The organism is Rhodococcus sp. 3258, from assembly GCF_031456475.1.
In the GTDB taxonomy this organism is placed as follows: domain Bacteria; phylum Actinomycetota; class Actinomycetes; order Mycobacteriales; family Mycobacteriaceae; genus Rhodococcoides; species Rhodococcoides fascians.
This window is the reverse complement of the sequence record NZ_JAVDUT010000003.1, coordinates 146,003-172,203: the sequence shown is the minus strand read 5'-3', so window position 1 is coordinate 172,203 and position 26,201 is coordinate 146,003. Positions and strand designations below refer to the sequence as shown.

At 66.4% G+C, this 26,201-nt stretch carries 22 protein-coding genes; 12 read left to right on the top strand and 10 right to left on the bottom strand.

Going from position 1 to position 26,201, the window contains the following annotated elements; genetic code table 11:
• The first annotated feature begins 17 nt into the window (after positions 1-17).
• On the top strand, positions 18-1,403 hold the full coding sequence (locus tag J2X62_RS11645) for a class II 3-deoxy-7-phosphoheptulonate synthase (RefSeq protein WP_027497364.1): 1,386 nt from the start codon (positions 18-20) through the stop codon (positions 1,401-1,403).
• A gap of 37 nt (positions 1,404-1,440) precedes the next feature.
• Here J2X62_RS11645 and pknB read toward each other — a convergent pair whose 3' ends face one another.
• The gene (gene pknB, locus J2X62_RS11640; RefSeq protein ID WP_052053201.1) at positions 1,441-3,417 is read right to left on the bottom strand and encodes a Stk1 family PASTA domain-containing Ser/Thr kinase; all 1,977 of its coding nucleotides are present in this window, start codon (positions 3,415-3,417) and stop codon (positions 1,441-1,443) included.
• 184 nt (positions 3,418-3,601) lie between these two features.
• Between pknB and J2X62_RS11635 the strand changes: the two genes are divergently transcribed.
• Entirely contained in the window at positions 3,602-3,973 is a 372-nt protein-coding gene (locus J2X62_RS11635; protein WP_027497362.1) for an Rv2175c family DNA-binding protein, read from the top strand.
• Positions 3,974-3,991: 18 nt separating this feature from the next.
• On the opposite strand, the gene J2X62_RS11630 is transcribed toward J2X62_RS11635, so the two are convergent.
• The 4 genes from J2X62_RS11630 to J2X62_RS11615 all read right to left on the bottom strand — a co-directional run bounded on the left by J2X62_RS11630 (position 3,992) and on the right by J2X62_RS11615 (position 9,495).
• Complete coding sequence (locus J2X62_RS11630; protein ID WP_032368109.1) at positions 3,992-4,972, bottom strand: phytoene/squalene synthase family protein; 981 nt, start codon at positions 4,970-4,972, stop codon at positions 3,992-3,994.
• Positions 4,973-4,983: 11 nt separating this feature from the next.
• The gene (locus tag J2X62_RS11625; protein ID WP_201010833.1) at positions 4,984-6,621 is read right to left on the bottom strand and encodes an alpha-(1->6)-mannopyranosyltransferase A; all 1,638 of its coding nucleotides are present in this window, start codon (positions 6,619-6,621) and stop codon (positions 4,984-4,986) included.
• Between the two features lie 160 nt (positions 6,622-6,781).
• Positions 6,782-8,365, bottom strand: a complete 1,584-nt coding sequence (gene crtI, locus J2X62_RS11620) for a phytoene desaturase family protein (RefSeq protein ID WP_310180688.1) — start codon at positions 8,363-8,365, stop codon at positions 6,782-6,784.
• Positions 8,366-8,376: 11 nt separating this feature from the next.
• A complete protein-coding gene (locus J2X62_RS11615) occupies positions 8,377-9,495 on the bottom strand; it encodes a polyprenyl synthetase family protein (RefSeq protein ID WP_371828830.1) in 1,119 nt (372 codons plus the stop codon).
• A gap of 179 nt (positions 9,496-9,674) precedes the next feature.
• Here J2X62_RS11615 and metF point away from each other — a divergent pair, with 179 nt between their 5' ends.
• Positions 9,675-10,601 carry a methylenetetrahydrofolate reductase [NAD(P)H] gene (gene metF, locus J2X62_RS11610; RefSeq protein ID WP_032368108.1) on the top strand — a complete coding sequence of 309 codons (927 nt, stop codon included), beginning with the start codon at positions 9,675-9,677 and terminating at the stop codon, positions 10,599-10,601.
• Between the two features lie 13 nt (positions 10,602-10,614).
• On the opposite strand, the gene J2X62_RS11605 is transcribed toward metF, so the two are convergent.
• The 5 genes from J2X62_RS11605 to J2X62_RS11585 are packed head-to-tail and all read right to left on the bottom strand — an operon-like array spanning position 10,615 to position 15,617.
• Positions 10,615-11,763 carry a glycosyltransferase family 2 protein gene (locus J2X62_RS11605; RefSeq protein WP_222058703.1) on the bottom strand — a complete coding sequence of 383 codons (1,149 nt, stop codon included), beginning with the start codon at positions 11,761-11,763 and terminating at the stop codon, positions 10,615-10,617.
• A 37-nt stretch (positions 11,764-11,800) separates the two neighbouring features.
• Positions 11,801-12,535 (bottom strand): LppM family (lipo)protein, encoded by a 735-nt coding sequence (locus J2X62_RS11600; RefSeq protein ID WP_222058701.1) that lies wholly within the window; start codon positions 12,533-12,535, stop codon positions 11,801-11,803.
• Between the two features lie 31 nt (positions 12,536-12,566).
• Positions 12,567-13,391, bottom strand: a complete 825-nt coding sequence (locus J2X62_RS11595; RefSeq protein ID WP_167327911.1) for a carotenoid biosynthesis protein — start codon at positions 13,389-13,391, stop codon at positions 12,567-12,569.
• Positions 13,388-14,995: an NAD(P)/FAD-dependent oxidoreductase gene (locus J2X62_RS11590; protein WP_027497356.1), complete on the bottom strand. Its 1,608-nt coding sequence runs from the start codon at positions 14,993-14,995 to the stop codon at positions 13,388-13,390. The genes J2X62_RS11595 and J2X62_RS11590 overlap by 4 nt, the downstream gene beginning before the upstream one ends.
• A 4-nt stretch (positions 14,996-14,999) precedes the next feature.
• On the bottom strand, positions 15,000-15,617 hold the full coding sequence (locus J2X62_RS11585) for an N-acetyltransferase (protein WP_201010827.1): 618 nt from the start codon (positions 15,615-15,617) through the stop codon (positions 15,000-15,002).
• A 196-nt stretch (positions 15,618-15,813) separates the two neighbouring features.
• On the opposite strand from J2X62_RS11585, the gene J2X62_RS11580 reads away from it, so the two are divergent.
• From J2X62_RS11580 to mraY, 9 genes are all read left to right on the top strand, one after another.
• On the top strand, positions 15,814-16,269 hold the full coding sequence (locus tag J2X62_RS11580) for an SAV_6107 family HEPN domain-containing protein (protein ID WP_057473410.1): 456 nt from the start codon (positions 15,814-15,816) through the stop codon (positions 16,267-16,269).
• 238 nt (positions 16,270-16,507) lie between these two features.
• Positions 16,508-16,942: a DUF3040 domain-containing protein gene (locus tag J2X62_RS11575; RefSeq protein WP_027497353.1), complete on the top strand. Its 435-nt coding sequence runs from the start codon at positions 16,508-16,510 to the stop codon at positions 16,940-16,942.
• A gap of 556 nt (positions 16,943-17,498) precedes the next feature.
• Entirely contained in the window at positions 17,499-17,930 is a 432-nt protein-coding gene (mraZ, locus tag J2X62_RS11570) for a division/cell wall cluster transcriptional repressor MraZ (RefSeq protein ID WP_027497352.1), read from the top strand.
• A gap of 219 nt (positions 17,931-18,149) precedes the next feature.
• Positions 18,150-19,190 (top strand): 16S rRNA (cytosine(1402)-N(4))-methyltransferase RsmH, encoded by a 1,041-nt coding sequence (gene rsmH / locus J2X62_RS11565; protein ID WP_027497351.1) that lies wholly within the window; start codon positions 18,150-18,152, stop codon positions 19,188-19,190.
• On the top strand, positions 19,187-19,969 hold the full coding sequence (locus J2X62_RS11560) for a hypothetical protein (protein ID WP_230074472.1): 783 nt from the start codon (positions 19,187-19,189) through the stop codon (positions 19,967-19,969). Before rsmH ends, J2X62_RS11560 begins: the two co-directional genes overlap by 4 nt.
• Positions 19,966-21,837, top strand: coding sequence for a penicillin-binding protein 2 (locus J2X62_RS11555; RefSeq protein ID WP_027497349.1), 1,872 nt, complete (start codon positions 19,966-19,968; stop codon positions 21,835-21,837). Before J2X62_RS11560 ends, J2X62_RS11555 begins: the two co-directional genes overlap by 4 nt.
• Before the next feature lie 157 nt (positions 21,838-21,994).
• Positions 21,995-23,596, top strand: a complete 1,602-nt coding sequence (locus tag J2X62_RS11550) for a UDP-N-acetylmuramoyl-L-alanyl-D-glutamate--2,6-diaminopimelate ligase (protein WP_094695334.1) — start codon at positions 21,995-21,997, stop codon at positions 23,594-23,596.
• Positions 23,593-25,116 carry a UDP-N-acetylmuramoyl-tripeptide--D-alanyl-D-alanine ligase gene (murF, locus tag J2X62_RS11545; RefSeq protein ID WP_310180645.1) on the top strand — a complete coding sequence of 508 codons (1,524 nt, stop codon included), beginning with the start codon at positions 23,593-23,595 and terminating at the stop codon, positions 25,114-25,116. The genes J2X62_RS11550 and murF overlap by 4 nt, the downstream gene beginning before the upstream one ends.
• Positions 25,113-26,198: a phospho-N-acetylmuramoyl-pentapeptide-transferase gene (gene mraY, locus J2X62_RS11540; protein ID WP_027497347.1), complete on the top strand. Its 1,086-nt coding sequence runs from the start codon at positions 25,113-25,115 to the stop codon at positions 26,196-26,198. The genes murF and mraY overlap by 4 nt, the downstream gene beginning before the upstream one ends.
• Positions 26,199-26,201: the final 3 nt, after the last annotated feature.

Here is a 26,201-nt window from a genome sequence, read left to right as displayed (position 1 = left end):
ACGAATATCCTGTAGCGGTGAACTGGACTGTCGACGTACCCATCGATCGCTTGCCCGACCTGCCGCCGCTGTCTCCGACACTGCGCACTCGATTGGACGACGCGTTGGCCAAGCCGGCTGCGCAGCAGCCGCAGTGGGATCCCGAGCAGGCCGGCGAGATGCGCAAGGTGCTCGAGAGCGTTCCGCCGATCACCGTCGCAGGTGAGGTCGAGGCGCTGTCGGACAAGCTCGCTGCCGTCGCCCGCGGCGAGGCGTTTCTGCTTCAGGGTGGCGACTGCGCCGAGACGTTCGTCGACAACACCGAACCGCACATCAAGGGCAACATTCGCACGCTGCTGCAGATGGCCGTCGTACTCACCTACGGGGCGAGCATGCCGGTGGTCAAGGTCGCGCGCATCGCCGGCCAGTACGCCAAGCCTCGCTCGTCGAACATCGATGCGCTCGGCCTGCAGTCCTACCGCGGCGACATGATCAACTCGCTGGTGGCCGACGAGAGCGTGCGCGGCCACGATCCGTCACGGCTGGTGCGCGCTTACGCCAACGCGAGTGCGGCGATGAACCTGGTTCGGGCACTGACCGGAGCCGGGATGGCGGACCTGCACAAGGTGCACGACTGGAACCGTGAATTCGTCGCGCAGTCACCCGCCGGAGCACGCTACGAGGCGTTGGCCGGGGAGATCGACCGCGGCCTGCGGTTCATGGACGCCTGTGGCGTCTCCGACCCCAATCTGCACACCGCCCAGATCTTCGCGAGCCACGAAGCACTCGTCCTCGACTACGAACGCGCGATGCTGCGGCTCGACAACACCGACGATCACCCCAAGCTCTACGATCTGTCGGCTCACTTCCTGTGGATCGGCGACCGCACTCGCCAGCTCGACGGCGCGCACATCGCGCTCGCCGAACTGATCTCGAACCCGATCGGGCTCAAGATCGGACCCACCACGACCCCCGAGATGGCCGTCGAATACGTCGAGCGCCTCGACCCGACCAACAAGCCGGGCCGCCTGACGCTGATCTCGCGCATGGGCAACGGCAAGGTTCGGGACATCCTGCCCGCCATCATCGAGAAGGTGCAGGCCACCGGACACCAGGTGATCTGGCAGTGCGACCCGATGCACGGCAACACACACGAGGCGTCCACCGGATACAAGACCCGGCATTTCGACCGCATCGTCGACGAGGTGCAGGGCTTCTTCGAGGTGCACAACGGCCTCGGCACCCATCCGGGCGGAATCCACGTCGAGCTGACCGGTGACGACGTCACCGAATGCCTCGGCGGAGCCCAGGACATCTCTGATCTCGACCTGGCCGGGCGCTACGAAACTGCCTGCGACCCGCGACTGAACACTCAGCAGAGCATCGAGCTGGCATTCCTCGTCGCCGAGATGCTTCGCGGCTGATCGCCGGCACCGCCCTGGCGGGTCAGGGCAGCGGTGGTCAGGGCAGTGAGACGACCATGACCTCGGAGTCCGGTTCCACCCGTGAACCGGCTCCGGGGCTCTGGGAGATGACCAACGAGCCGTCCGTGTCGACCACCTGACGAACATCGATCGTCAGTCCCAGCGAGTCCAGAGTCGTGCGTGCGGATCCCACCGAACGGCCGAGGAGCGACGGCACGGTGACTGCCGTCGACACGTCGAGGACGGCGGTGGTGCCGGACTTGACGGTCTGGCCGGCCTTCGGATTCGTGCCGATCGCTTTTCCGCCGTCGGTGTCCTCGTCGAACGTCTCGCGGACCTCGTCGACGGTGATGCCGACCGATTCGAGAGTCGTCCGTGCCTGATCGACGCTCTGTCCGCGGACGTCGGGAACCTGCACCGGCGGTGCACCTTTGCTGCGCAGCACGGTGACTGCGGCACCGGTGTTCAACACCGTTCCCGGCGGGGGATCGAGCGCCGCGACGCCGCCGATCGGTGCGGTGGTGCTGAATGCCTCGCCGCCGTCGACCGGGGTGAAGGTTCTGTCGCGCAATTGCTGCTGCATGTCTTCGACGGAGGCGTCGGAGTCGATGGAGGGGACGGTCGGGCTGCCCAGTGAGACGAGCAGGAAGACGGTGTCGCCCTTGGCGATTCGGGAACCACCGACGGGGTCGGTGCCGATGAGCAGATCGGTCGAGACGGTGTCGGAGTACGTTCCCCGAACCGTTGCTTCCAAGCCCGACGCTTCGATCGCGCTCGTGGCACCGGTGGTGTCGAGACCGTCGACCATCGGAACTGCGGTGTATCGGCCCGAGCCCATCCACCAGCCGCCGAAACCGACCAACACGGCCAGCAGTGCAACGACCACCAACCAGACGACGATGGCCCGCCGGGACCGTTGGCGATCGGCGGCGAAGTCGGGAAATTCGTAGTGTCGCCGGCCCAGGGGTGCCGCCGGCTGCGGGTCGTCCGGTTGCGGTTCGTACTCGATTTCGCGGGATGTCGGTGACGTGACCACTCGGGTGTGGTGCACGCCGTCGGGCGGTGGTACCGGGGGAGCGCTCTGCACCACCTGGGTGCGGGTGGGCGGCTGTCGATCGCCGGCGACTGTCGTCGGTGCGCCCGCAGCCGCCGAGCTCAGGTGCTGTGCCGAACGCTGGGGAGCGGGCACCCGGTACGCGGGAAGTGCCAGCGCCGACGCGGCGGTGCGCAGCGCGCGGGCCATGTCGTCGGCGTTGCGGTATCGGTGTTCCGGGTCGCGGACGGTGGCGTGTTGGACCACGTCGTCGAACTGTGGTGGCACGCCTGCGATGAGGGTCGACGGGAGCGGAACGTCGTTGTCGATGCGCTGGTAGGCGATGGACAGGGATGTGTCGCCGGTGAACGGGGTGCGTCCGGTGAGCAGCTCGAACAGTACGATTCCGACGCCGTAGACGTCGCTGCTCGCGGATGCGGAGCCGGTGGTGACCTGTTCGGGGGACAGATACGCGGCCGTGCCCAGAATCACACTGCTCGAGGTGACGGTGGATGCGGCGACGGCTCGGACCAGCCCGAAGTCGGCGATCTTGACGTCTCCGTCGTCGCTGATCAGGATGTTCTCCGGTTTGATGTCTCGGTGCACCAGACCGGCGCGGTGTGCGACGGCGAGAGCTTCGAGCACGGGGCGAACCACGGCGACTGCGGCGTGCGGCGGCATGGGCCCGCGCTCCCGCAGCAGCTCGCGCAGCGTTCCGCCCTCGACGAGCTCCATGACCAGGAATGCGTGATCGCCGTCCCGCCCGTGGTCGTACACGGCCACCAGGCCGGGGTGGCTCAGCCTGGCCACCGCGCGTGCCTCGAACTCGAATCGCTGAACGAACTGCGGGTCCTCGGCGAACTTCGGATCCATGATCTTCACCGCGACAGGTCGGTCGAGCCTGGTGTCGAGTCCGCGGTAGACCGTCGACATTCCGCCCCGTGCGATCGGTGCGTCTATTCGATATCGACGATCGAGCATCGAACCCGGTATCACCGAACCTCCCCTCGTCGTCCTCGATGTGTCCGCTCGAAATCCGGACGCCTGACGACGATGGTATCGGCGCCGTGGGAGCTCACCGACGATCGTGGTTCGTGTCTTCGGTCTCCGTGGCGGGCCGCGTCACTTTTGAAGTCTGGACGCCGGACCCGTTAACGTTACCCGCGTGAGTGCCATTCCCTACGCCGACGACGTGCTCGATCCGTCGGTTTCTCTGCTGCAGTTCGCCGACGTCGCCAAGATCCTGGACGTCCCCAAGACGCGCGTCGAGCAGCTCGTGCGAGATCGTCAGCTGTTGGCTCTCAAGCGTTCCCGCGTCCCCGGCGTGCCCGAGCAGTTCTTCGACACGACCAAGGGCGAAATCGTCAAGGGTCTGCCCGGCCTGCTGGCGGTGCTGCACGACGGCGGCTACGAGGACGAAGAAATTCTGCGGTGGTTGTTCGCCGAGGACGACAGTCTGCCCGGCACCCCGGTCGCAGCGTTGCACGGTGACCTGATGCGCGAAGTGATCAGACGCGCTCAGGCAATGGCCTTCTAGCAGCTGGAACAGCGGTCGTCAGCGGACCGTGGCGCGCTTCCAGCCGGTGACGGCGAACTGCGGCAGCGCGACGCGTGCGCGAGTCCACTGCGGCACGGTCGCACGCTGGGAGAGCACCCGGTAGCCCTGCGCCTCGACCTCGTCGAGAATGCGGCCGTAAAGAATGGACGCCGTTCGCATGGACGGACGCACTCGCGGATCCAACATGTCGATCCCGGCGTCCGACGTCCGGTAGATCGACCGGGTGACGGCGATCGAGTGGGCGAGGGCGCGGGTGACTCTGGCATCGACCGAGCCGGTGGTCCGGCACCACCGCAACAGATCCTCGTCGACCCCGAAGGCCGCCAGTTCGTCGGTCGGGAGATAGATGCGGTCGCGGTCGAGGTCCTCACCCATGTCGCGGATGAAGTTGGTCAGCTGAAACGCCTCGCCCAACGCCGCAGCCGACGGCTCCGCCTCGGCTCGCGGAACCACCGTTCCGAGAATCGGCAACATCTGCAGTCCGATGACTGCGGCCGATCCGTACATGTACTCGTTCAACTGCTCCATCGTTCGGTACCGCGAGACGAACATCGCGCTGCCCGGGATGTCCATGCGCATCGAATGCATGAACGCGAAAAAGTAATCGTGGGGAATCTCGTACCGAGCGACCGTGTCGCACAATGCGCTCAACACCTGATCGGATGTGCTGTCGGACAGCGGTTTTCCGGCCAAGGCGTCGCGCACCCGGGATTCGATGATGTCGAGTTCGACGATTCTGCGGGCGTTCAGTTCGTCCGAACCGACCGCGATGTCGGTGCCCTCGAGGTCGACGATGTCGTCGACCATCCGAGCGAAACCGTACAGAGCGTGCACGGCTGCGCGCTTGTCGACGGGCAACAGTCTGGTTGCCAGAAAATAGGTCTTGCCGTGCTGGGCGTTCAGTTCGCGGCAGATGCGATACGCCTCGTGCAGAGCAGGATCGATGTCGGTCAGTTCTCTCGATACGCGGGCACTCATGGCGCGGGACCTCACGGTGTGGCGTCGTCTTCGTTGGAGACGGGCGCGGTCTTGGGGGCGTTGGGTACGGCACGGTGTTCCCGGGAGCGGTCCGATCGCAAACGCAACGGGTCGACTCGGGTCAGCGCCAGCGCGGCAACGACTGCAGCGAAAACTGCGAGGGCCACGTGCACGAACGTGTACAGGCCGATGGATCCGTCGGGTTGGAACACCAGCATCAGCCAGGTCGACAGGCCGGTGAGAACCATCAGAGTTCGGCGGGACAACGCAAAGCCGGCCGCGATCGCCAACGGCCACGAGTAGTACCAGGGCAGCGCGGCGGGGGAGAGAACGACAGTGGCGACGAGAGCGATCAGGATGCCCTTGACAGCGTCCCGCTCGGATCGGCGGCCCAACCACCACGCCCCGGCCAGGATGACCACCAAGGCGATCGCGCACAGCAACCGGGTGACGTCGAGAACCGGTCCGAGACGCAGATCGAGGAACCACGAGGTGCTGACGGTCACCAGATGCGCGAGGATCGTCGGCAGCGACAGCCAGTTGATGATCTTCGCCGAGCCGGACAACGCCGTGAGCCAGCCGATGCCGACTCCGGCGATCACAGACGCGACGGCGAACACCGCGACGAAAACGGACGCTCCGATGCCCGCGGTCTTCGTGAACGCCAGAATCGGTGCAGGCGGTGTGCGGCCTTCTTCGCGCGCCTTGTCGCGGAGGTGCAGCATCCAGATCCACACCAGGAACGGCAGAGCGAGACCGGCAGTTGCCTTGATGGCCACAGCGATCGCCACCAGCGCGATGCCGGCCACGTGGCGACGCTCGAGCGCGAGCACGATGCCCGCGGTCATCAGGCCGACCATGAGCAACTCGTTGTGCACTCCGCCGATGAGGTGGATCAGCACCAGGGGATTGAGCACGGCGAGCCACACCGCCGTCGTGGCGCGCCCGCCCAGATGGGTGGCCAGTCGCGGGACGGCCCACATCATCAGAGCGAGCCCGGGGAGCATGGTCAGGCGAAGCAGCATGGTTCCGGCGATCACATTGTCACCGGTCAGGCTCGTGATGCCGCGACCGAGGAGTAGGAACAGCGGCCCGTACGGGGCAGTGGTCGTGGTCCACACGTTGCTGACGTTGTCGAGCAGGATTCCCGGATTGGCAACGGGCCCAACGGCATACGGGTCGAAGCCGTCCCGTAGCAACGCACCTTGAGCGAGGTACGAGTAAGCGTCGCGGCTGAACATCGGCACCGACAGCAGCAGCGGTGCCGTCCATGCGGGCACGATCCACCGGAGCTCGCCCACTGTGGTGCGGCCGTGCAGCGTGGCGCGGCCGAGCCTGACCCAGGCGGTGATCATCAACAGCACACCGGCCCAGACGATGACGGTCGACAGCACGAAGCCGTGACCGAATCGCAGCCACGACAGATGCATCTCTTCGAGCAACGGGTCACGACGGCGCACGCTGCCCGCGCCGAATCCACCGAACATGATGCAGACCGCACCGAGAACCCCGAGGATCGCTGCTTTGCCCTCGGGACTTCGCAGGAAGTTTCCGGTGGTCGTCAGTCTCGACGGATGCCGCGCAGGCACCGGTGCAGACCCGTCCGACGAGCGCCCTTCGGAGGTGGAGTGCGACGAAACCGAAGACATTGCCGCCTGCTCCTCCTCTGCTGCGAGTCGTGTGTGTCGAGATGTGGCTCCGCGCCGCCGCGTTCTCGCTGTCGGCCGAAGGATCATGGTCGCAGCAAAGATCGCGACCGGCAAACGATCGCGCTCAGCTTAGTTGGTCGACGCAGTCGATCGGACGAACCTACCGTCCTCGCGGCCCTGTCACTCGTTCTGCCGCCAGCTTGCCCGAGACCAAGACGGTCGGCACGCCCACACCGGGAGTGGTTCCGGAGCCGGCGAGAACCACGTTGTCGAGGCCGGCGACCATGTTCTTTCTCCGGAACGGCCCGGTCTGCCGGAAGACGTGCGCGGACGAGAACGGCGAGCCCGACAACATGCCTTTGTCCGCCCACGTCTGCGGTGTGTCGATGTGATCGAGCACGAAGGCGTCGGCGAGTCCGGTGTATCCGCGGCCCTCCAGCGTCGCCAGAATCTCTCGGAGGTACGGCTGAGCCAGTTCGGCCCAGGCGAGGGGAGCGCTGTCGAGGTTGGGGCACGGGGCAAGGATCGAGACCGGCTCGCTGCGGACCCCGTCGCGCACGACCTCGAGGCCCGAATCGCTCACCGACGGCCGCGTGATCAGCAGTGACGGATCGGCCATCAGCGATCCTTTGCCGGAGCGGGCGGTGATCCGGCGGAAGGTCTCGGCCCATTCGTTGCCGAAGTCGATGGTGTGGTGCGCCCGCGCAGGCCACGACGCCGTGAGTTCGACCGGAACCGTTCCGTGGGCCACGACGGCGGACGGCGACACGACGCCGTACCCGTTGCGCCTGCCTTTCTTCGACACCGAGGCGCGATCGAGCAGGCGATCGACGACGGGCAAGTCGGCGGTGAGAATCAATGCGTCGCAAGCGATTCGACGTCCATCGGCAGTGAGGACGGCATCGGCACGGCCGCGGTCGACGGTGATGTCGACGATGTCGGTGCCCAGTTCGAGCGTGCCGCCCGCCGTCACGAACGCGTCGGCCATGGCCCGGCCGATAGCCGCCATGCCTCCCTCGGGGAAGAACACCCCGAGGGAGGTGTCCATGTGTGCGATCGCACCGTAGACGGCCAGCGCCTTCTGCGGTGCCATGCCGGCGTAGAGGGCCTGAAACGTGAACACTCGGCGCAGACGGGTGTCCTTCAGGAAACGATCGACCCGTGGCCCGAGGCGACCGAAGCCGCCCAGCTTCGTCAGCGTTGCGGTATCGGTGATCGCGGCCTTGGATCCCACGAGGTCCAGCGGCGAATCGAAGTTCGAGTCGATGAAGCGGTCGAATTCGGCGTCGAAGATGTCGGCGAGCCAGCGCCGAAGATCGCGGTAGCCCTGCGCCTCGGCCGTACCGCAGGTCCGCTCGACCTCGGCGGCCATTGCCTCCGGGTCCGAGTAGACGTCGATGGACGTGCCGTCGGCGTACCGCGTGTGGTACGACGGCGACAGGGACGTCAGACGAATCGGCGGCGTCGTGGACTCGAAGTCGGCACCCACGGCGGCCAACGCTTCGAGCACCAGGTTCGGCATTGTGAGTACGCTCGCACCGTTGTCGATGTCGTAGAGATGCGTTCCGTCGGAGTCGGTCACCGGATACACCCCCACCCGGCCGCCCACGGTGTCGTCGCGCTCGACGATCGTGACCTTCTTGCCTGCGCCCAGCAGGTGGAGCCCCGCGGCCAGGCCGGCCAATCCAGCTCCCACGACGACGACCGAGTCGGTGCGGCCGGGAACGGTTCGGATCGTAGACATGACGCTCTCTTTCAGTACTGCCGTTGGATGGCGGCGGTGGCCATGGCACGAAGGTGTTCGGCGGCGATCGGATCGATGGAACTGTCGTCCAGCGCGGCAACGGCCCGGGTGCCCAGTTCGTCGATCTGCCGTTCGACGGCGTCGACGGCGCCCAGTTCGGTGAGTATCGATCGGATGTCGGCGACCTCGCTCTCGCTGAGCTCGGTACCGAGACTGGCTCGAATCCTCGCCGCGTGATCGGGACGGCTCGCATCCGCTTGCTGCAAGGCGACGGCGATGAGCACCGTGCGCTTGCCCTCGGTGATGTCGTCACCCGACGGTTTGCCGGTGATCTCCGGGTCGCCGAACACGCCGAGCAGGTCGTCGCGCAGCTGGAAGGCAATGCCGATGTCGGCACCGAAGCTGCGGTACGCCGCAGTCAGCGGGTCGCCGGCCCCGGCAAGAACGGCCCCGAGGTGCAGCGGGCGTTCGACCGTGTAGGCGGCGGTCTTGTACCGGTTGACGCGCATGGCTGCCGCGACGCTCTCGTCCGTCCCGGCTTCGGCCTCGATGTCGAGGAGTTGACCGCCGAGCACCTCGGTACGCATCGCGGACCACACCGGCTGCGCCCGCCGCGCCGCGTCCGTGTCGATACCCGACTCGCGCAGCATGTCGTCGGCCCAGCACAGCGCCAGGTCGCCGACGAGAACGGCCGCGGAGACCCCGAAGTGATCTGCCGAGCCCGACCACCCCGCATCGCGATGTCGCTGAGCGAAGCCGACATGCACGGTCGGGAAGCCTCGGCGGGTGCGGGACGAGTCGATGATGTCGTCGTGGATCAATGCGCAGGCCTGGATCAATTCGAGGGCCGAGCACGCACGCAGTACTGCGTCGGCGCGGTCCCCGGTGGGCTCACCGCCCGCGCCCAGCCACGCGGTCCACGCGAAGGCCGGGCGCATGCGCTTACCGCCGCGTAGTACGAACGCCTCGAGGTCGGCCACTGCGGCCGGGTAGCCGCCGCCGACGCTGTCGACGACCGCACGACGCGAGGCGAAGAACTCCGCGAGCTTCGCATCGACGGAATCCCGTAGCGACGTCGCATTCACGGACACAGAGTTGGTGGGCGCGGACAGGTCTCCGGACAGGACGATCCTCCAAGGTCTTCGTGGGAAAGACGCGTTACAGTCCCACAGTAATAGGCACCCGAACCCGGCACCGACGAGCAGCGAACTACGCCGTCGGGGGATGCCCGGCGGGCCGGCGGCGCAGCGCAACCTATGATCTTCGGGTGAGCGAAGATTCCGTCAGGGGGCGGTCGAGCCGAGGATTCGTGACGAGGACGCCGTCGATCGTCGACCGATTGCGGACCGAACCCGAAGCGAGGATCCCGTTCTCGGTGGAGTTCTCGCCCCCGCGCGACGAGGCTGCCGAGGCCAGGTTGTGGCGAGCAGTGCGAGAGTTCGAGCAACTCCAGCCCGCGTTCGTGTCGATGACGTACGGCGCAGGTGGTTCCACCCGCGATCGAACGGTGCGCGTCACCGGTCAGATCGCCGAGGAGACGACTCTGCTGCCAGTGGCGCATCTCACTGCCGTGTCGCACAGTGTCGCCGAGTTGCGCTCGATGGTCGGGTCGTACGCCGACCGCGGCATCACCAACATCCTCGTTCTTCGCGGTGACCCCCCGGGAGATCCACTCGGCGAGTGGGAGAAGCATCCCGAGGGAGTCGAGTACGCGGAAGAGCTGGTGCGTATGGTCCGCGAACTGGGCGACTTTCACGTCGGAGTGGCGTCGTTCCCGGAAGGCCATCACCGCGCCGACGATCTCGAGCAGGACACCAGGTGCCTCGTCGGGAAGCTGCGTGCGGGAGCGGAGTATTCGATCACGCAGATGTTCTTCGACGTGGACGACTACCTGCGGCTGCGTGATCGCGTCAGCGCATACGACCCCGAGCAGGGTGCCAAGCCGATCATCCCCGAGATCATGCCCATCACCTCGCTGCGTTCGGTGCGCCGGATGCTCGAGCTCTCGGGCACGACATTGCCGTCGCATCTGGACGAGAAGTTCACTCGCGCAGCAGGATCCGGAGCCGAGGAAGACAAGGCCGCGGTTCGAGAGGTGGGTATCGAGCTCGCCACGAACATCGGCGAGCGGCTCATCGCGGAAGGTGCGCCCGGGCTGCACTTCATCACGTTGAATTTCGCGCGCGCGACACGTGAGGTCCTGAGCAACCTGGGGCTGGCAGCCGCGCGCGTCTGACTTGCGATCGGCGTTACGACGTCGGCATCGGACGCGACTTCCAGCTCAGCGCGCCGCGGCGTCGTCGCACGTGGGATTCCGCAACGAGCCCGACGAAGGCGAGAATCGACAGCGGGTGCACCGCGGCGTCGACGACGTCGCGAGCGCCGAATCGGGGTCCCGACTCGCGCCGACGAGATGCCACGCGCGAGATGGTCCCGGCGAGGTAACCGACGACACCCAGTCGCCGCGTCGAACCGGAACCGAAGACTGCCGCGACCGGCGGCAACAGGTAGACCGTACTCAGCGCAAGGGCAGCCGTGGCCGAACCGACGGGCCCACCGAACTCGTTCCACAGCCACCGGCTGTAACCCGCCCGAACATCGGCGGCCGAGCGGTACATCCGGCACCGTACGAACCCGGCACCGGAGGCAACCGACGTCGAGAACCCGCGTCGACGCAAGACACGCGCGATGTCCAGATCCTCGGTGGCACTCGACGCGACGCAGCTGTGGCCGCCGACGACGCGATACGCGGCGGCATCGAACGCCATGAACTGCCCACAGGCGACGGCCATCGACGGCAGCAGCGTCGCATTGCCGACCGGCACGGGCAGCGTCGACATCCACGACCACGCGAGCAGCGGTTGAACGAGGCGTTCGGCGAGACCACCCGCCACCTGCTCGGGCCAGGGGCACATCAGAGCGTCGCCGCGGCGGCGCAACCTCCTCGCCGCGGCGGCGACGGCCTCGGGTTCGAGCCGGACATCCGCGTCGACGAACATGACGATCGTCGTATCCACGTCGACCGAGTCGGCCAGTTCGGCGCACGCGGCGGCTTTACCCGTCCATCCGGGCGGCGGCGACGCGTGGGAGGTCACGACGCGGAATCGCGGATCGCCGTTCGCCGCGGTGACGGCAGCGGCTGCCGTTCCGTCGGTCGAATCGTCGTCGAGGACGAGGACCTGCAGGTCGGTGCAGAATCGTTGACGCGTGAGATCGCCGATCAACGCAGGCAGCGTGTCGACTTCGTTGCGCGCGGGGATGCACACTGCGACCCGTTCGGTGACGTCACGGCTCGGTCGACGCAAACCCGGCACGAACAGCGCATTGAACACCGCGACGGCAGCGGAGGTGGAGGCGAGAACGGCAGTCGCCCGAGTCGCCCGGGTCAGGACCGTCATTCGGCGAGATCTGTCGTGCGGGACGAGATGGGGGCGATCACACCGACGTTCGGTCGTTCGCCTCGCCCGTCTCGGCAGCGCGCTTACGACGGTTGCCCAACGGTGGGTTCCGCGACACCCAGGCCATGGCACCGACGATAGCGGCCACTCCGACGGTCACGCCGCCCACGATGCCCGCCCAGCCGGCGAAGCTACGAGTGTTGGGGTCCGGGTAGTTGACCTCGGCACGCACCGAGGTGACTTCGCCTGCCGGCAGCTTCCACGAGATCGAGTTGTCGCTCTCGCGAGTGCCGTTGGTGGTCCCGATACGGGCGGGAAATGCAATAGTGAACTGCACGTCGGACCCCTGGACCGGTACCGACGACAGGTCGGCGTTACCGGCGAGCGTCACGGTGTCGCCCGAACGCTGCAGGGTCAGCTGAAACGATCCGGCCGCGTTCTGGAAGATCGAACCGAGTGTCTGAACATCACCGAACGAGAGGTCGTCGAAGATGGCCTGCGACCCGACGTACCCGTCCTGGTTGTACGGCTCGACGCGGACCTTGTCCTCGATCGAGGAGGGCACCACGAGTTCGGGGCCGGTGTCGGTGTCGGAGGTGGGGACCGTCGCCGCGACGATCTGACCCGCCACCCGGTCGTTGGCCGACACACCCATCGTGACCTGGACCCGCAAGCAGCCGGCCAGCATCGGCGCGACCAGCAGCGTCAGGGCGAGCACCGAGAGAACTCGGCGTCGGCGGGTTCGAGCGGATGTTCGTGATGTCGACTGCACAGCGACATCGTGCCAGGGCGTCGCGTCGGTGTCAGTCGGCAGGGGTTGCCATCGGTGCGTGTCGGCTACGTAGAGATCCGCGACGACGTGCGATCCACAGCAACGGGATTCCGACACTACCCATGACGACGAATCCGTAGACGGCCGAGAATCGTAGTTCGGGTCCGTCGAGGAACACCGCGTGCGCGAGCGCCGAACCCAGCCACGTCCACAGGAACAGCCCGATGGGAACGACGTCGTCGGACGCGCGCGGGGCCACCACGCGGTTCACCGCTTCCATGACTGCGGCCATCAATGTCGCCACCAACAGCCAACCCGCGTAGTTGGTCAACGGGATCGACGACACACCCGGCAGTCCGACGGCACCGGACGTCCAGGTCCACTGGCCGTCGGTGACCATCTGAGGATCGAGATACAGGTCCCAGCCCACCATCCCGACGGCGACCGCGGCGATTCGGAATGCAGAAGCTCGGAGCCGTGTCGCGCCGAGATGGCCGACGATGAACGTGACCGCGCACCAGATCGGATAGAACCCCGCCGTCCAGGCGAGTGGAACCACCACGGGGACCTCGAACAGGCTGGGGCCGAGTCGATTCTGCGCGTAGAAGTACTCGCCGAAGGGAAACCCGGTGGCCGTGCCGACGAGCTCGGACACGAATCCCGTTCCTGCAGTCAGGATCACGAGAGCCGCCGCCCACAGCTTTCCGCGGTACAGCACGGCGTGCGCGATCGACGCCAGCGCGAGTAGCGCGACCACCGCGATGGTCACCGCGTCCCGCGTCGAACCCGATACGAGCGGATAGCAGATCTGGGCGGCGACGGCACCGATCGCGAAGACCGTCGGGGCAATCTTCATGCTCGTCTCCTGCTGAAGAATGCGCGACGACGCCCCGCGCGTGCGTCCGCGAGTGCGATTCTCGCCGCCGAACGGCCGCTGGCCGCTGTGACGCCGCCTCCCGGGTGAGTCGACGCGCCGGTGAGATAGAGACCGTCTGCTCCGGGAACGCGGTGGCCGGCCAGTTGGGGATGAGGACGCCACATCATCATCTGGTCCAGTGACATGTCCAGGTGCATGATGTTGCCTCCGATCAGTCCGAGTTCCTGCTCGATGTCCGGCGGCGACTGTACGTACCGATCGAGGACCGACGCGGCGAATCCAGGGGCGTAGCGATCGAGCTCGGCGACGATTCGATCACCCTCGACCTCGGCCAAAGAACGTTGCCCCGGTACGTTCGAGCGCCACCGGCGGCCATCGGCGAGAGTGTGCGGATGCCACTGCGACCACAGGGAGATCTGATGCTGACCCGGCGGCGCGATCGTCGGATCGAGGGCGCTGAACGACATGCCGAGAACAGCGGGTTTCGGCGGCAGCTCCCCGGCGAGAGCGTGCCCGTGAGCCAACCGCAATTGCGCGCGGTCGCGGACGAGCAGCGCGAGACCGTGGGTACCGTCCTCGATGCAGTCGGCGCTCGGGTACTGCGGCAGCGCGTCGGTGGCCAACCGAACCGCGGTACCGATCCCCGGACCCACCCGAATGGTGGAGCGCCACCGGGCCAGCTGCGCCGCGTCGTGTCCGCCCTCCGCCAGCAGGTCGAGCGTGGTCAGGATGTGACACCCGGCCACGACGATCGTGCTGTCGATCTCCCGTCCCGACGCGGTCCTCGTCGTCCAGCCATGCGCGCGACGCGTCAGCGATACGGCGGCATCGCCGAGCGTCAGCGCTGCCCCGTCCCGGTGCAGCCGGGCGATCATCGCCTCGGTCAGTGCGCCGCTACCGCCGACGGCGCGGCCCGGTGGGAGCGTGTGCATCAGAGCCGCGAACCCGACCATCGGGGCGGTGCCGGGCTCGGACATCGGCGGGCCGGACTGCGCTCCGAACCATGCCAGCGCAGCCTTGAGTCGCTCGCTCGTGAACATTTCGTCCAGCAGGGAATCGCCGGTGGCAAGAAACTCGCGCGAGAGCGCGCTGCCGCCGTCGGGCGCACCGAGTCCCCAGAAGGATCGGAGCAGTTTGGACCCGGTGGGCGGCCCACCGAATGCGCGCATGGTGCGTTCGCTGCGCGGACCCCACACCGAGACGAAGGAACGGTAGGCGCGCGCATCGGCGGGCCCGCAGGCGGCAGCGATGGACTCGCACGTTCGATCGAGGCTGCGATGGAAGACGATGGCGCGTTCGGCGGTGTCGACGTCGCCCGGGGCGAATGCCCACGGATCGCAGTCGATGTAGCGCAGCCCGAACTCCTCGAGTCCGAGCTCTTCGACGATCCCGGTGTGCCTGATCATGATGTGCGCGGAGGAGCCGCGGTCGACTCGATGGCCGGGGAAACGCTCCACCGTCGACACCGCACCGCCCGCGACGGTGTCGCGTTCGACGATCTCCACCGACATTCCGGCATCGGTCAGGTAGCAGGCAGAAGTCAGGGCATTGTGGCCGGAGCCCACCACCACAGCATCGATCACACCTTCAGGCTACGGGCCCGTCGAGCGGCAACCGGCGGCCCAGCACCGCGAAGGGGCGCCGGTCGCCGGCGAACGTGAAGTGCCGCAGTACGTCCTCGAAGCCGAGCCGTCGATACAACCGCCAGGCGCGGTTGCCCTCCTGCGCGACCTCGGGTGTGGACAACATCACAGAGTGCGCTCGAACACCGTCGAGCAACCTGCGGCAGAGACGCCCGCCGAGTCCGTGTCCTTGCGCGCTCGGTAGTACGTGCAATTCGGTCAATTCGAAGTAGTCGCCGAGGGTGGCGTCGACGTGCTGTGTCGAGTGTCCGGCGCGGCGCAATCCGTCGCGGACCTGCTGATGCCACCACTGATGGTGCGCGCCGTGATACCCGTACGCAACGGCGACCAGCGTGTCCGGCTGCGTCTTGTCGGGATTGGGCACCATGGCTCCCACCGCTCGCCAGCCCGGCCGGTGCAGATGCTCCGTCCACATCGGTGCGCGGCTGTGCTCGGTTCCGCGGGGATATCCCATGGCCTCGACGTAGATCGCCAGAGCTTCGAACAAGCGCCGACGGAATTCCTGGGGCGTCAGATCGACCACGTAGGGGGTTGTCTGCGCATCGGTGACGACGGTTCTCACCCTTTCTTCGGCAACTTGTCGGTGGGCACAGCTATATTGAATGTGTCGAACGGGTGTTCGATGATCGGGGCCGAGCGCGCCGGTGGATCACCTCGACGAACGAGGCGGATTCTTCCGGAGTTCGACTGTAAGGCTTCATCACGGTTCCAGGCGTGTCGGTAGCGCGCCCGGAGATTCGAACTGGAGGTGTTCGAGTATGACGATGACGAAGACATTCGATGTCGGCGTGCGGTCACCGGTGTCGCGTCAGGCGCAGGTCCTGCTCGGTCGAGCCGATGCGTTGCTGTCCGAATCCATCGGTGAGCGCGATGCGGGGGACCGCTTCCTCGGAAGCTACATCGCCGCACTCAAGGGTGCTGCCGCAGTCCTGGCATCGCTGCCCGATTCGATCGGCTCGCGGCCACGTTCGCGTAACGCCTGGGTTCTGATGGCGAAGGCTGCGCCGGATCTGGCGATCTGGTCCGAGTACTTCTCGTCCTTCTCCGCAACCCGCGCGGCAGTCGAGGCGGGTGCCTCGTCCGCTGTCGGAGACGTCGATGCCGATGACTTCTATCGACACGTCAGTCGTTTTCTGAACGCGGTCGAGGACCGGTTGGGCGGTCAGTCGAGGTTCCAGCCCGTCGATCCGATGGCGGCACCGCTGTCCGCATAGCCCGCCGAGTCGGTTCCTCGAGTCCGGACGGACGTGAACAGCCACGTCACACGGTGTTCGACAAGTGTTTCCGAGACGTCCGTCTCGAAAACTTGGTCGTTTCTCAGGAACACATAGTGCGAGTAGGTGGTAAGCGGCCGATTCAGCTCGTATCATCGTCAGTAGGTAGCCGCCAAGGTCAGCTTCCCGTCGCTTCTGAACCGAAACGACTCTCATTATCTGTGCAGGGGGAGGTACCGTGCCACTCTCCGAGCACGAGCAGCGCATGCTCGATCAAATCGAGAGCGCTCTCTACGCCGAGGATCCCAAATTCGCGTCCCATGTGAGGGGCGGTCGCGTTCGCGCGGCGTCGAGCAAGAGGCGTTTTCAGGCTGCCGCGTTGTTTGTCGTGGGACTCGTGTTGCTCGTCGCCGGTGTAGCACTGTCGACGAACAGTCTGGGTTTTCTCGTCGTCAGCCTCATCGGCTTTCTCTTCATGTTCGGTGCCGGGGCACTGTTCTTGTTCGGCGGCTCCAAGAAGGGAGCTGCCGCGACCGGCGAAGAAGGTAGCGCAAGCGACCGAGCCGGCACGCAAGGTCGTAGTGCTCAGCCGAAATCGAGTGGTGGCCGCAAGGGCGGCAGCTTCACCTCTCGAATGGAAGACCGTTTTCGTAAGCGGTTCGATCAGGAGTGATATGACTCCGCCGTCCGGATTTCCCTGGGCCTGACGGTCACCCACCACAACTTCACCGATTCGACAGCAGCACCTCACCCTCGGGTGAGGTGCTGCTGTCGTTCCACGACTCTTCGATACGGCAAGCCTTCCGTAGCCCCTGTCGCGCGGCGGACTCGATCGAGTGCGCCCCAGCGACGACGCGGGGCGATCGTTCCCGTGCGATCGTTCCCGTGCGGTGGTTCCGGGGTGGTGGTTCCGGGGTGAACTCCCCACTTCCCCCCACAGCCGGCCATTGTCCCCACTTCACCCCACTCGGACCCCACTTCGAGGGTCCAGCTGCGCTTGTCAGGCGGGTTGTCGCACAAAATGCCTGCTCGAGACGCCGCGCGCTCCAGGGGATCGCTTCGGCCGGATCAGGGCCGACGTCGAACGCGGCGACGTGAACAGGCAATCTTCTTGCGTCTGAGCTGCGGATATGTGGTTGTCCACAAAGTTTTCGGGCTGTGAATGGTTCGAAGTGGGGGAGAGTGGGGTAAAGTGGTCCGCAGCGGAGAGTCGAGGCTGGAGGTGGCGAGTGTTTCTCGGTACCTACACGCCGAAGCTCGACGACAAGGGTCGACTCACGTTGCCGGCCAAGTTTCGGGACGCGCTTGCGGGAGGTGTCATGGTGAGCAAGGGGCAGGATTTCAGCCTTGCTGTCTACACCGCGGCAGACTTCGCAGAGCGTTCTCGAAAGTTGACGGCGGCCTCTCGTGCCAACCCCAAAGCCCGTGCCTATGTGCGCCAGTTCTTTTCGGGAACCGACGAACAGCGGCCGGACGGACAGGGCCGTATCACCATCAGTCCCGAGCACCGTCGGTATGCGGGACTCGAACGCAACTGCGTGGTGATCGGATCGATGGACTTCATCGAGATCTGGAACGACGAAGCCTGGGCCCGCTACTCCGCCGAGAACGAGCAGGATTTCTCCGACGCGTTCGACGAATCCCTCGGAGGGATCTTGTAGACCACCGAGGCCGGCTGCGAGTGCAGCGAGGCCTCTGCCCGATCAGAACCCTGACGTTCTTCCCCAACGCCAGGTTTCGCAGATCAGGACCCTGACGTTCTTCCCCAACGCCAGGTTCCCTATCGGACAGGGACCTCGAAGCATTCGCACCGGCCGCAATGGACGACCCGCAGGGCCCGGACCCGGGCGAGAAGTACGTATACGCAACCGGGAGGGACCATGACGGAGGGAGCCGGGCCGGACGAGAACGACGCGTCCGCCGACCGCACTCACCGTCGCTCCGGCGGCCCGATCCACGTCCCCGTTCGACTCGAGCGTGCCGACGAGCTTCTCGGGCCCGCAGTGGAATCGGCGGACGACCCCGACACGACTCGGGTCATGATCGACGCCACGCTCGGACTCGGCGGTCACGCCGAACACTTTCTACGGAAGTATCCCGGTCTGCACCTCATCGGACTCGATCGCGATCCTGACGCGCTCGACAAGGCGGGTGCCAGACTGGCCCCGTTCTCGGATCGAACGACTCTGGTGCACACCACATACGAGGGCATTGCCGCCGCCCTAGACGAGGCCGGACTTCCCGCGACCTATTCCGTTCACGCCATCCTGTTCGACCTCGGAGTGTCGTCGATGCAGCTGGACGAGTCGGACCGCGGCTTCGCGTATTCCGTCGATGCACCGCTGGACATGCGGATGAATCCGACGCAGGGCATCACGGCAGCCGACGTGCTCAATACGTACTCGCACGGCGATATCGCTCGCGTGCTCAGCACCTACGGAGAAGAGCGGTTCGCAGGCAAGATCGCGTCCGCAATTCTGCGGCGACGTGAGCACACGCCGTTCACGACGAGCGGCCCGTTGGTCGAATTGCTGTATGCCGCAATACCGGCCGCGACTCGCCGCACCGGTGGGCATCCGGCAAAGCGAACTTTCCAGGCGCTGCGTATCGAGGTCAACGGGGAGCTCGATTCGCTCAAAGCCGCGGTGCCGGCCGGACTCGACGCCTTGGCCGTCGGCGGCCGCGTCGTCTTCATGTCGTATCAGTCGCTCGAAGATCGAGTTGTCAAGCAGGAGTTGGCCCCTCGGATCAAGTCTCGAAGTCCCGAGGGATTGCCGGTCGAACTTCCCGGGATGGGTCCGGAATTTCGGCTGTTGACCAGAGGTGCGGAACGCGCCTCGGACGAGGAAATCGAAGTCAACCCACGCTCGGCCCCGGTGAGGTTGCGCGCCGCCGAACGGATTGCAAGGAGAGCGGAATGACGGTTCCAGGCACAACTGTTGGAACACAACGCAATCGGGTTCCGGCTACTCGACCCGAGCGGGCCGGCCGCGGTGGTCGGTCCGGAGCCGCATTGCGCGCCTACGAGCGCAGGCAGCAGCGTGCCTCGATACATACGTCGGATTCTGCTCGCGGTTCAGCGGCCTCACTTCGTCCGACGCTCAACGGCAGTGCCATTGCGGCTCGAATCCCGTTCGTAGCCTTGGTCATCGGTCTGCTTGCCCTCGGGCTCGGCTTGACGTTGTTGTTGACGACGCGCTCGGCGGGCGACTCCTACGACCTCAGTGCCGCCAAGGCCGTCAACGCCGAGCTCGCACAACAGCGTGCCTCCTTGCAGCGTGACGTCGAGCTCGCGGAATCTGCGCCCGAGCTCGCGCGCAAAGCCGCCGCGATCGGAATGGTCCCCGCCAAGAACCCCGCCCGCCTCGTCGTAGCCCCCGAGGGCGGTGTGCAGGTCGTCGGCACGCCCGCTCCCGCCGACGGTGCGCCGGTTGCACCCCTCGATCCGCCTCCCGCCACCGGCTCGGGGGAGGGCTCGGTTCCGAGTGCGTCGACACAGAATCCCGCACGACAGTCGGCGCAGTCGCAGACTCCGAGGAGTGCGTCGCAGCCCACCAGGCCGACGGGCGCAGGTGACACCCGTGCCGCCACGCCGAGTGCGCCCAATGGTGCCGGAACTGCCGCGCTTGCTGAACAATTGGTTCCCATGAGCACCCCCTCGGCTCCCGCCCCCGGCGAATCCTCCGGTGACGAGCAGTGACCAGGCCGTCGCCTGCGTCACGTCCCCGGCCCGCAGATCGAGCGCGGCCGGGACGAAAGCGTTTGGACTCGTCCACATTTCGTTTTCGGCACGGTACGGGCCGCATCTTGATGTACGTGGCTTTGGCGGTCGTCGCGGCACAGTTGCTCTGGATTCAAGGATTCGATGCGCCGACACTGTCGGCCGAGTCCGCCTCGCAGCGCACCACCACCCTCGTCGATCCGGCGATGCGCGGCTCGATCCTCGATCGCAACGGAAACCCGATCGCTTTCACCATGGAAGCGAAAGCGCTGACGTTCCAGCCGGTCCGGGTTCGTAGAGAACTCGACGAGGCACGCGCGAAGGATCCGACGAAGCCGGAAACCGACAAGTACCTCGACGACATCGCCGAGCGGATCCACAGCGATCTCGGTGACGTCGTCAGCAAGAAGGATCTGCTCGCGAAACTGAAGAGCAACGACGAATTCACCTATCTGGCACGGGGTGTGGACGCCACCGTGGCGTCGAACATCAGCAAGGAATTCAAGCAGGTCGGGCTCGAACGTCAGGACATCCGCGAGTACCCGGGTGGCTCGCTCGCCGCGAACATCGTCGGGGCCACCGGGTGGGACGGACACGGCCTGCTCGGGCTCGAGGATTCGCTCGACGCCACGCTCGCCGGTACCGACGGATCGCAGACCTACGATCGCGGTTCCGACGGGGCCGTCATTCCCGGCAGCTGGCGCGACAAGCAGCCCGCGGTCAACGGCTCGAACGTGGAACTGACCATCGACGCGGACCTGCAGTACTACGTACAGCAGCAGGTGCAGCTGGCGAAAGATCTGTCCGGGGCCAAGAATGCGTCTGCCTACGTTCAGGATTCGCACACCGGCGAAGTGCTGGCCATGTCGAACGACAACACCTTCAACCCCGGAATCGGCGTCGGAAACAACGAACGGACCAAGGAGATGGGCAATCTGCCCGTCACGACGCCGTTCGAGCCCGGTTCGGTCAACAAGATCATCACTGCTGCAGCCGCTATCGAGTACGGGCTCACCACACCCGACGAGGTGCTGCAGGTACCGGGCAACATCTTCATGTCCGGTGTCTCGGTCCGGGACGCCTGGGAACACGGAGTTGCGCCGTACACCTCCACCGGAGTGTTCGGTAAGTCCTCCAACGTGGGGACTCTGATGCTGGCTCAACGTGTCGGCGAGGATCGGTATGCCGACATGCTGAACAAGTTCGGCCTGGGCCAGCGCAGCGACGTCGGCCTCCCCAACGAGAGCGCAGGCAGCGTGCCCAGCCGCGATCAGTGGTCGGGCGGTACCTTCGCCAACCTGCCGATCGGGCAGGGTCTGTCGATGACGCTCCTGCAGATGACCGGGATGTACCAGGCGATCGCCAACGACGGTGTGCGCATCCCGCCTCGGATCGTCGCGGCAACGGTGGACGCCAACGGCGAACGAACCGAGACACCGCGACCCGACGGGGTGTACGTGGTCAGTCCCGATACCGCGAAGACGGTCCGCAACATGTTCCGGTCGGTCACCCAGGACGACAACGGAAATCAGCGCGGTACCGGAGTCGCCGCAGGTGTCGAGGGCTACCAGATCAGTGGTAAGACCGGCACGGCCCAGCAGGTCGATCCCGAGTGCAAGTGCTACTCGAACTCGAAGTACTGGATCACGTTCGCGGGTATCGCTCCGGCAGACGATCCTCGCTACGTGATCGGGATCATGCTGGACGCGCCGTCCCGCAGCGCCGACGGCTCGGGAGGGCAGTCGGCCGCACCGCTGTTCCACAACATCGCCAGCTGGCTGTTGCAGCGCGACAGTGTTCCGATGTCCGCAGACCCGGGCCCCAAGTTGGTTCTTCAGGCCGACTGAGGCCCGAATCTTCCAGTCTGGGAATCGGGGCGGCAGCATGCCGATCACGGTCGCCGGTAATCTGACACATCGGCTCGAGGCGTGTTCGTCGATCAGCCACCGCAGCGTGTTCGAGCTGACGCAGTGTGCGGTGGAAGTACAGAGGAAGGGAGCAGGAGTGACTGTGTCATCGGATTCACAACCCGCTCCGGGGTCTCGGCCGGCGAATCCGCCGCACACCGACGTATCCGACGTGGCGTCCGCTGTCGGTGCAACGATCGAGTGGGGACACCTCGACGGAGTGCAGGTCACCGGAATCGATCTGCGAGCGCAGTCCGTTCGTCCCGGCGATCTCTTCGCCGCGCTACCCGGATCCGCTCGGCACGGAGCCGAGTTCACCGCCGACGCGATCGAGCGGGGTGCAGCGGCGGTCTTCACCGACCCATCCGGTGCCGACATCGTCCGCGGCGTCCTCGCCACCGCCGATCGCCATGTTCCTGTCCTCGTGCACGACCGACCACGCCAGGTGCTCGGAACCGTGTCCGCCCTCGTGTACGGCAATCCGTCGTCGAAGATGACGGTCGTCGGAATCACCGGCACGTCGGGCAAGACGACGACCGCGTACCTCGTGGAGGCCGGCCTGACAACCGCCGGCCGCCGCTGCGGACTGATCGGCACGATCGAGACCCGCGTAGTGGGCCAGCACGTACCGAGCGCTCTCACCACCCCCGAGGCTCCGCAGTTGCATGCGCTCTTCGCCGTCATGGTCGAGGCCGGAGTCGACACCGTGGTGATGGAAGTGTCCTCCCATGCGTTGTCCCTCGGCCGAGTCGACGGCACCGACTTCGCGGTCGGCGCGTTCACCAACCTGTCCCAGGATCATCTCGACTTCCACGACTCGCTCGAGGACTACTTTCTGGCCAAGAGCCGGCTGTTCGGGGTCGATTCGCCGGTACGGGCAGACACAGCGGTCGTGTGCGTCGACGATGCCTGGGGAGTGCGGATGGCCGATATCGCCCGGTCGGCCGGATCCACGGTCGTCACGGTGTCCACCGGTGCCGACTCGCAGTGGACCGTCTCCGAGTGGGCCAAGCACGACGACGGAACGCAGTCGTTCACCGTTGCCGATCCGAACGGAACGTCGTTGCCGGTGTCGGTGCGTCTGCCGGGTCGCTACAACGTCGCCAACGCCGTGCTCGCGCTCGCGACCTGCGAAGCGGCAGGCGTGGATGCCGCGACGGCGGCGCCCGGAATCGCGACCGTCGACGTGCCCGGTCGAGTGCAACGAATCGATCGTGGCCAGGACTTCCTCGCGGTGGTCGACTACGCCCACAAGCCCGCTGCGGTCGAAGCGGTGCTGGCGACTCTGCGAGAGTCGTCCCGTGGACGTATCGCCGTCGTGTTGGGTGCCGGCGGGGATCGAGACACCGCCAAGCGCCCTCTGATGGGTGCGGCCGGAGCGCGCGGTGCCGATCTGCTCGTGGTGACCGACGACAATCCGCGCAGTGAGGATCCGGCCGCGATACGGCATGCCGTCGAAGACGGTGCACTGTCGGTGCCCGACGACGCTCGTGGCGAAGTACGAAATGTCGAAGGCCGCGCAGCGGCGATAGAACAAGCCGTGGCGTGGGCACGTGAGGGGGACGTTGTGTTGATCGCAGGTAAAGGACACGAGACGGGCCAGGAGGTGGCGGGGGTGAAGTATCCGTTCGACGACCGAGTGGTACTCGCATCGGCCATCGACGCACGACTGGTCACCACGAGCGCAGGCGCACGGTGATACCGCTCTCGATCGCTCGCATCGCCGAGATCGTCGGCGGCGAACTGCACGACGTGGCGGACCCGACGGTGCTGGTCGCCGGGCCGGTGGAGTTCGACTCACGCAAGGTCACACCCGGCAGTGTCTTTCTCGCCCTGCCCGGTGCCAAGGTGGACGGCCACGAGCACGCGGCCGACGCCGTGGCCGCAGGCGCTTCTGTCGTTCTCGCGGCGCGTCCGGTGGGTGTCCCGGCTGTCGTCGTTCGGCCGGCGCCGCACGCGAGCCGTGCGATGGCACTCGAACACGACCCGGAGGGGGCCGGCGCTGCGGTGCTGACCGCGCTCGGTGCATTGGCCCGGGAATCGGTGCTCGAACTGACCGCGCACCACGACCTGACCGTGGTGGGCGTGACGGGGTCGTCGGGCAAGACGTCGACGAAGGACCTCATCTCGGCGGTGCTGCGTCCGCTCGGATCCGTGGTGGCCCCACCCGGATCGTTCAACAACGAACTCGGGCATCCATGGACTGCTCTGCGGGCCGACGCCGATACCGACTTCCTCGCCCTCGAGCTGTCCGCCCGGGGAATCGGCCACATCGCCGAGCTCGCCAGGCTTGCGCCGCCGCGGATCGGTGTGGTCCTCAACGTCGGAACCGCGCACCTGGGCGAGTTCGGTTCACGTGCCGCCATCGCGTTGGCCAAGGGCGAATTGGTCGAGGCACTGCCCGCTGCCGCGGACGGCGGCGTGGCGATCCTCAACATCGACGATCGGCTCGTCGCCGAGATGGCGACACGCACGAAGGCGGCCGTCGTCACCGTCGGACTCAACGCGGACGCCGACGTCCGGGCCGTCGACGTCGTGGTCGACACCGATGCGCGAGCGTCGTTCACGCTCGTATGTGCGGCAGGCACGGCGCACATCACCCTGGCGGTGCACGGTGAACATCAGGTGGGCAACGCCCTGGCTGCCGCGGCCGTCGCGCTCGAGTGCGGGGCCGGCGTGGCCCAGGTTGCCGAAGCGCTCTCGACCGCGGTACCCACCTCGATCCGCCGGATGGATGTACGCACCCGCGCGGACGGCGTCACCGTCATCAACGACTCGTACAACGCGAATCCCGATTCGATGCGGGCCGCCCTCAAGGCGCTGGTGTCGATGTCGCGGCGAGACGACGGGCCGAAGCGGCGCAGTTGGGCGGTGCTGGGGGAGATGGGCGAGCTCGGCGGCGAATCGGTGGTGGAGCACGATGCGATCGGTCGGCTCGCCGTCCGCCTGGACGTCGATCGGTTGATCATCGTCGATTCGGGTCGGCCCACGCGTGCGCTGCATCAGGGCGCCGTCATGGAAGGGTCCTGGGGCGAGGAATCGATGCTCGTACCCGACCGCGAGACCGCCATCGCCGTGCTCGAGGACGAGGTTCGCGCCGGCGACATCGTTCTGGTCAAGGCCTCGCAGTCGGGCGCGATGTGGACCGTTGCCGACGCCCTGTTGGCCGAACCGTCGGCCGACGCCCTGTTGGCCGAACCGTCGGAGGGCGAGCAGTGAGACAGATCCTGTTCGCCGGAGGGATCGCACTTGCAGTCGCAATTCTGCTGACTCCCGTGCTCATCAAGACCTTCTCGAAACAGGGCTTCGGCCAGGAGATCCGGGTCGAGGGCCCGGCGAGCCATCAGTCCAAGCGCGGTACTCCCACCATGGGCGGCGTGGCGATCCTGGTCGGGATCTGGGCCGGCTACTTGGGCTCGCACCTGATCGGCATCGGATACGACGCCGAGGGGCCGTCGGCCTCGGCTCTACTCGTACTCGGCCTGACCACCGTGCTCGGCCTCGTCGGCTTTCTCGACGACTTCATCAAGATTCGTAAACAGCGCAACCTCGGTCTGAACGCCACCGGCAAATACGTCGGCCAGATCACCGCGGCGGTGCTGTTCGCCATCCTGGTCCTGCAGTTTCGCAGTGACGACGGATTGACTCCGGGCAGCACTCAACTGTCGTATGTGCGCGACATCGCAACGTGGTCGATGTCGGCTGCTGTCTTCGTGTTCTTCGTCTGTCTGCTGGTGATCGCGTGGTCCAACTCGGTCAATCTCACCGACGGCCTCGACGGCCTGGCGGCCGGGTCCATGACATTGGTCCTCGGGGCGTACACCGTCATCACCTTCTGGCAGTACCGGCAGGCGTGTGCAGGACCGGCCGGTCCTGCGCCGGGTTGCTACGACGTACGCGACCCTCTCGACCTGGCCCTGGTGTGCGCGTCGGCGGCCGGTGCCTGCATCGGTTTCCTGTGGTGGAACGCCGCGCCCGCCAAGATCTTCATGGGCGATACCGGATCCCTCGCTCTGGGCGGCCTGATCGCAGGACTGTCCGTGGTCACCAAGACCGAACTGATCATGGTGGTCATCGGCGCGTTGTTCGTCGCCGAAGCAGCGTCGGTCGTCATCCAGGTCGCAGTGTTCCGGTCGAGTCGGCGACGCGTGTTCCGAATGGCCCCGTTCCATCACCACTTCGAGTTGGCCGGTTGGGCCGAGACGACGGTCATCATCAGGTTCTGGTTGCTCGCCGCGATCGCGTCGGCCGTCGGCTTGGCACTGTTCTACAGCGAATACCTCGCGGCTGTGGGCGGTTAGGCA